This is a genomic window from Alteromonas infernus, from assembly GCF_902705815.1.
In genome coordinates this window covers 1-5,916 of the sequence record NZ_CACSIG010000050.1, presented here as the reverse complement: position 1 = coordinate 5,916, position 5,916 = coordinate 1, and the positions used below count along the sequence as shown (strand labels likewise).

Sequence of the window (5,916 nt, the reverse complement as noted above, 5' to 3'; positions counted from 1 at the left end):
AACCGACTCAAGGTCGGTTTATTGTTTCTCTTCTTAGTAAATAAAAAGAGAATGGTACCAGAGGCCGGACTTTGATTGGACCGACACTCGGACGGCGCGCTTTAGGCGTGCCGATTCAATTTCGTTCAGGCACAAAAAAACCGACTCAAGGTCGGTTTATTGTTTCTCTTCTTAGTAAATAAAAAGAGAATGGTACCAGAGGCCGGACTTGAACCGGCACGCTATTTCTAGCAACGGATTTTGAAATAAATGCGCATACATTACTTTATTGAAATCATGGGTATATGTTTACATTGAGAAGCTTTGCAAATTCTTTGCAAAGTCAGGCCTCATTCCTACGAACAATGTCAAGAAATCTCTTCCGCTTACTTATCAGGTTGTAATAGTAAAAATCATCAAATGTAATAGTCTTCCGGAACACCTCATCCTGCCAACGGAAGCACGTCACCAACAGAATATGACAGGCAGTATTTTAAGGACATAGAAAGTGTCTAGGAAAGTCAGGCCTTGCCAAATGATCCCCGCACCAATAGTTAAAGTACAAATACGCAACAATCCATAAAGCCATTAATTGAATCAGGGATGGATTAACATCGCCAAAAACGTGGGAACAATGAGTGAGTTTTTAACGCAATGGCAAGAGACTGCTCATACTACCTTGGCACTGTTTATATGGCTTTTTAGGTTTTCGTGCTTGGCTACCTAATAAGCTCAATGAGCCAAGTCTTTGTCAACAAAAAGCGAACGCAAAAACCTATGGAAAAATTGGAGCCAAGAGTGCCCGCCTACCTCTAGTCTAAGGGTACTGCACTCTAAGGCCTATGATGGTTCAATTTGACGTCATTATGGCTTTGCCGGTTTACATAAATGCGGGTGGTTCAATTAGGGAGTACATAAATCATGATGAATTGTATGGGAGAGACGATGGGGGTTGAAATGATGATAGGTATGGGTTTGATCTGGCTACTGGTAGTGATGGTCCTAATCGGGGCAGTGGCTGCGTTGTGGAAATACTTACGTTCAGATAAAGCGCGTGATGAATAGAATTAAACATTTGTCTGCAAGCCCGCAAGCAAATGTCATTTCTTTTCCTTTTTAGTAAATGTTGTCTGGAAAATGTGGTAGGCCCCTTTTATAAAACCTGGTCACAATGGACCCCATGTACGCAGTGCTTATCTGTACTCAGGCAAGTTTTGGAAATGGCGTAATTAGCTTACTTGACTTCTAAAGAAACAAGTATAGAACGAGTGCGAAAAAATATGAAGATTTTATTGGATGGAATATATAAAAGGTAAAACATGGAACCAACAAGAAAAAGTGATTTAAAAAAGGCCAGAACGCTTCAAATATTAAATGTCATCTATGATGCAATTGAAGTCATAGTAGCTTTAATCGCAGGAATAATTGCTAATAGTTCAGCGCTCATAGGGTGGGCATTGGACAGTACAATAGAGGTGTTAAGCGCTACCACGCTAGGCTGGCGTCTACACGGCGAACTTAAGGGAATTGATAAAAAACAAGTAAATAGACGGAAGAAAATCACTCTCTACGTGATTGCCGTATCATTTACTTTGGTCTGCATATTTATATCTTATGATTCCGTTACAAAACTTCTTAGTCAGCAAACGTCAAGCTGGAGCACTATGGGGTTAATCATTTTAGTTACTTCCTTGCTTATCAACCCGATTTTGATTCATTTCAAAAGAAAATATGGCCGCAAGCTGGATAGCCCGGCGTTACTCGCCGATGCTAAAGATACCTTTATCTGCTTATACCAAACGATCGTTGTCCTTGCCGGTTTGCTATTGGTAAATTGGTTTGGTTGGTGGTGGGCTGATCCTGTGGCGGCATTGCTCATTGTACCTTATGCAGCAAAAGAAGGTTGGGAAGCTTACACTAAAGCAAGAGACATCAGTATTGATGAGAAGTAATACCCGCATCACCTTAAATAATTCATTCTCTTAGCACTGACTTGTTTCGTCACGTATCAACCAAGTGCTTCAGGCTCAGGCATCATGATACAGCACAGAATGTAATGTTCCATGCACCGATGGTTGAGATACAAATACGCAGCAATCCATAAAGCCATTAATTGAATCGGCGATTGATTAACATTGTCTTAAAGGAGAGAACAATGAGTGAGTTTTTAACGCAATGGCAAGAGGCGGCTCACACTACCTTGGGTCTGTTTTGGATGGCTTTTTGGGCTTTCGCGCTTGGTTACCTAATAAGCTCAATGATCCAAGTTTTTGTGACCAAAGAGCGCATGCAAAAGTCCATGGGAAAAGCCGGCCCTAAAAGTGTGGCATTGGGCACTTTCTTTGGTTTTATTTCCAGTTCATGTTCCTTCGCTGCGTTATCGACGACGCGTGCCCTATTTGTAAAAGGTGCAGGCTTAGTTCCTTCGCTTGCTTTCATGTTGGCGTCCACCAACCTGGTGGTGGAATTAGGCATAATCATTTCTATTTTTCTTGGGTGGCAGTTCGTTGTAGGAGAATATGTCGGTGGTATTCTGCTTATCCTGGCCGTGTGGCTTTTGGTCAAACTGACGTGTAAAAAAGAGCTTGAGGAAAAAGCGCAATCACACGCGAAAAAAGCAGAGGGAGGCGACAGCCAGGCAAATAGTAAGGAAAAAGGCTGGAAAGATAAAATAATGAGTAAAGCAGGATGGCACCAAGTTGCCAGCCGTTACACAATGGAATGGAAGATGGTATGGAAAGATGTAACCATTGGATTTACGGTTGCCGGTATCATCGCGGTATTCGTTCCCACTGAATTTTTTCAATCTCTCTTCATAGGGGCCGGACAGGAGTCGAATTCCTTTTTACAAATTCTCGCACAGACAATCGTAGGCCCAGTCGCGGCTTTTTTTACGTTTATTGGTTCAATGGGCAACATTCCGCTAGCGGCGGTGTTATTCGGGCAGGGGGTCAGTTTCGCCGGAGTAATGGCGTTTATTTTTAGTGATTTGGTGGTATTTCCAGTGTTGCGGATTCAGGCGCAGTACTATGGCTGGAAAATGGCTATCTATATACTGATTGTATTTCTATGTGCCCTTGTAGGAGTCTCGCTCGTCATGCACTACGGACTCGATCTCTTGGGGCACTTACCAGATGCCTCCGGGTTTCAGTCGATGACCGATCGGGAGTTCTTCAACATTGATTACGCTTTTTTCTTGAATGTGGCCTTTCTTACATTAACCGGCGCATTCATCTTTTGGCATTACTCCAAAAAAGAGAAATCGACCTCAGGCAGTAAAAGCCTTGGCGATTGGGTATTGCTGACGCTTTCGATAATCGCGTATGTATGGCTTGCAATTGGTATTGCTGTGCTTCCATTTTTATAGTTTACAAGCGCAACTTTATGAATTAGTTAACTTTCATTTTGAGTTTTAATATTAGAAGTTGTTCTAAGTTTCAAATCAGTCCCATAAACGAGCAAAGTTTCTTTCATTTAAAACAAGGAGCCAGTGAAAGACGCTTGGAACGCCTTTCACTGGTATTGTGACAGTATAATATCCTCAGCTTCAATATAGCGACTGCTCTTCATTTTAATTGTTAGCCCATTTCTCAATTAGATCTTTGTTCATATTAAAAGGCTAAGAACTTCGGCTGTGTGGGGGATTTATAAAATCAGCTGCCATTATCAAATATAGCTAGGGAAAGTGACTGTCCTATTTACTTTCACAGTGAAACTATGGCTTAGTCGGTCGCAGCGAACGCTGAAGATTCGAAGGTTATGCGTTAATAAAGCGTTCAACGAATTTCAGACACAAAAACCGACTTGCGTCGGCTTATTGTTATCTCTTTCATTGGTAAGAAAAGAGATGGTACCAGTGGGCGGACTTGAACCGCCACCAGGTTTCTAGATTCAGACTAATAGGTCACGTTAATGTGTATTAACATAACCTAAAAATATCTATATAAAACAGGTAGCTATTGTAACTAAGCCATATATACTCGAAGTAAGCGCATTATTTTTTCTTTGCAAATGGGTATTTATGGCTAAGCAGTTAGCAAGACATGACATCGACGACACGCTCTACGTTTTCCTGCAAGATAACAGCAAAAAGTGGTACGCCCGTTTTCAACTTTTCGGGAAGTGGCATTGCAAATCAACTAAACAAGTTGATAAAGAAGAAGCTGTAGCAGCGGCTAGACTGTTACGTATGGAGTGGAAAATAAAAGCGGAAACCGGAACACTCACAACGAGCAAGCGTTTTCGCGATGTAGCTGCAAAAAGCATTCTTGCTATGGAACATGAGCTTGCTCACGGCGGTGGAAAAGTTAGCTACAAAGACTACATTGGGGCTTTGAAAAAATATCATATTCCATTTTTTTGACCGTACATATATCACTTCTATTGACCAAGACAAGCTTAAAGAGTTCGACATTTGGCGAATACAAAAGGCTGGTAAGGTTCTTAACAAATCGACTCTTCTAAATCATAACGCTGCGCTACAAATGGTGTTTAAAGCAGCGATTGAAAACCAATGGATGTTGCCAGTTCAGGTTCCAGTATTAAGCAACAAAGGAGAGCAGGGGGCTAGACGTGCTGCTTTCAGCGAAGTTGAATATGAGAAGGTCGTTGAAACTCTCGAAAGTATGAGAGACAACAGCCGTAAGGAAAAGACAAGGCAAATAAGAGAACTTTTACTTGATTATGCTGACGTAGTTGTCAATACAGGTATTCGTCCTGGCACTGAAATGGAAGAACTGACTTGGGCTGACATCTTAATGACGAGACAAGAGCACCAAGTTATTTTTAAAATCAAGGTACGAAAAGGCAAGACCACTAAACATACTGGCACTAGAACCGTTGTGTGCAAAGATGAATTTGTCTTTCCCCTAATGAATTTAATGGATCGTTTTCCTAATCGCCGACCGTCCGACAAGATATTTCTCTTAGCAGACGGTTCAAGTACCAATGAACTGGGTAGAACCTTTGTATCTGCATTAGAAGAAGCAGAGCTGAAGACCAGCCCAGATGGACCAAGAACACTCTATTCGCTGCGCCATACTTACATAACTTGGCAATTACTTAGCCGAACTTTAAGAGTTGATGTACTTGCTCGACAATGCGGTACTAGCATTGCGATGATAGAGCAACACTACAGTCATGTCGTCCCTAGTATGTTTGAGCAGGAGCTATCCGGAGTAACGTTCGAAAATAAAGAAGAAAGGGCAAAAAGCAAACGTGCGCTCGCACGAGGTTTAAAAACCAAAGAGTTACTTACACAGCGCTTCAAGGTTTGGGAGGCTGAGTACAGAAGGCGTGGTTGTATTTAAAGCAACGGTATAGTTCCTGATACTCATGGCTCAAGTGTATGTTCTTTCAATATTTGCTGTTCTGCTTCTAAAATATACTCTTCAGCTCTCCGCCATGGCAGCCTACGGCCAGCATTTTTCATTAGAGTTAATGAGGTCCTCGCTTCGTCCGCTGTAATAAGCTGTAGTATTACAAGTTGTTTTAAGAGCCACACTGTGCCCATGACAACAACAGCTTCATTTTCTGCTGCGGCTCGTAAATCTTTGTCTCCAGTAAGAAGTGGGCACTGATGATGTTTCGCCAACGCAAGCGCAAAACAATCATTGCGGCTAGGTTTTCGATATTGCTCAACAAGCGCTACGCTATAACTTACTAACTCTCCCTCAAGCTCATCAAGTCTCAAACCCAGCTCAATTAAATGGTTGTGTTCTTGTTCTAGTTCTTCGTAAAACAAGATATCGGGGATGGAGAAGTTATAAGGAAGTTGGAACATTTGTGGCAGCAGTGACGTGCTCCAATAGATTCACACACCCAGTTAAGAGATAATTATCTCAACTGGAGTGTATATGAAAACCCGAAAAAGCTACTCGAAAGAATTCAAACTGGATGCGGTGAGTCTGGTTACAGAACAAAATTACAAGATTACTG

3 protein-coding genes and 1 pseudogene are annotated in these 5,916 nt (G+C 41.8%); 3 read left to right on the top strand and 1 reads right to left on the bottom strand.

Going from position 1 to position 5,916, the window contains the following annotated elements:
* The first annotated feature begins 1,298 nt into the window (after positions 1–1,298).
* The 3 genes and pseudogenes from ACX5J7_RS12495 (at position 1,299) to ACX5J7_RS12485 (ending at position 5,288) form a co-directional block, all read left to right on the top strand.
* Positions 1,299–1,931, top strand: a complete 633-nt coding sequence (locus tag ACX5J7_RS12495; protein ID WP_015067954.1) for a cation diffusion facilitator family transporter — start codon at positions 1,299–1,301, stop codon at positions 1,929–1,931.
* 203 nt (positions 1,932–2,134) lie between these two features.
* Positions 2,135–3,346, top strand: coding sequence for a permease (locus ACX5J7_RS12490; RefSeq protein ID WP_061095220.1), 1,212 nt, complete (start codon positions 2,135–2,137; stop codon positions 3,344–3,346).
* A 654-nt stretch (positions 3,347–4,000) separates the two neighbouring features.
* A pseudogene (locus ACX5J7_RS12485) lies at positions 4,001–5,288 on the top strand (site-specific integrase).
* Positions 5,289–5,311: 23 nt separating this feature from the next.
* Here the strand turns inward: ACX5J7_RS12485 and ACX5J7_RS12480 are convergent.
* A complete protein-coding gene (locus ACX5J7_RS12480) occupies positions 5,312–5,761 on the bottom strand; it encodes a PIN domain-containing protein (protein ID WP_498707298.1) in 450 nt (149 codons plus the stop codon).
* Positions 5,762–5,916: the final 155 nt, after the last annotated feature.

What these genes read in the sequence shown, in the direction of transcription:
- ACX5J7_RS12495 (WP_015067954.1), top strand. Translation starts at nt 1,299, where the DNA reads ATGGAACCAACAAGAAAAAGTGATTTAAAAAAGGCCAGAACGCTTCAA.
- ACX5J7_RS12490 (WP_061095220.1), top strand. Translation starts at nt 2,135, where the DNA reads ATGAGTGAGTTTTTAACGCAATGGCAAGAGGCGGCTCACACTACCTTG.
- ACX5J7_RS12480 (WP_498707298.1), bottom strand. Translation starts at nt 5,761, where the DNA reads ATGTTCCAACTTCCTTATAACTTCTCCATCCCCGATATCTTGTTTTAC.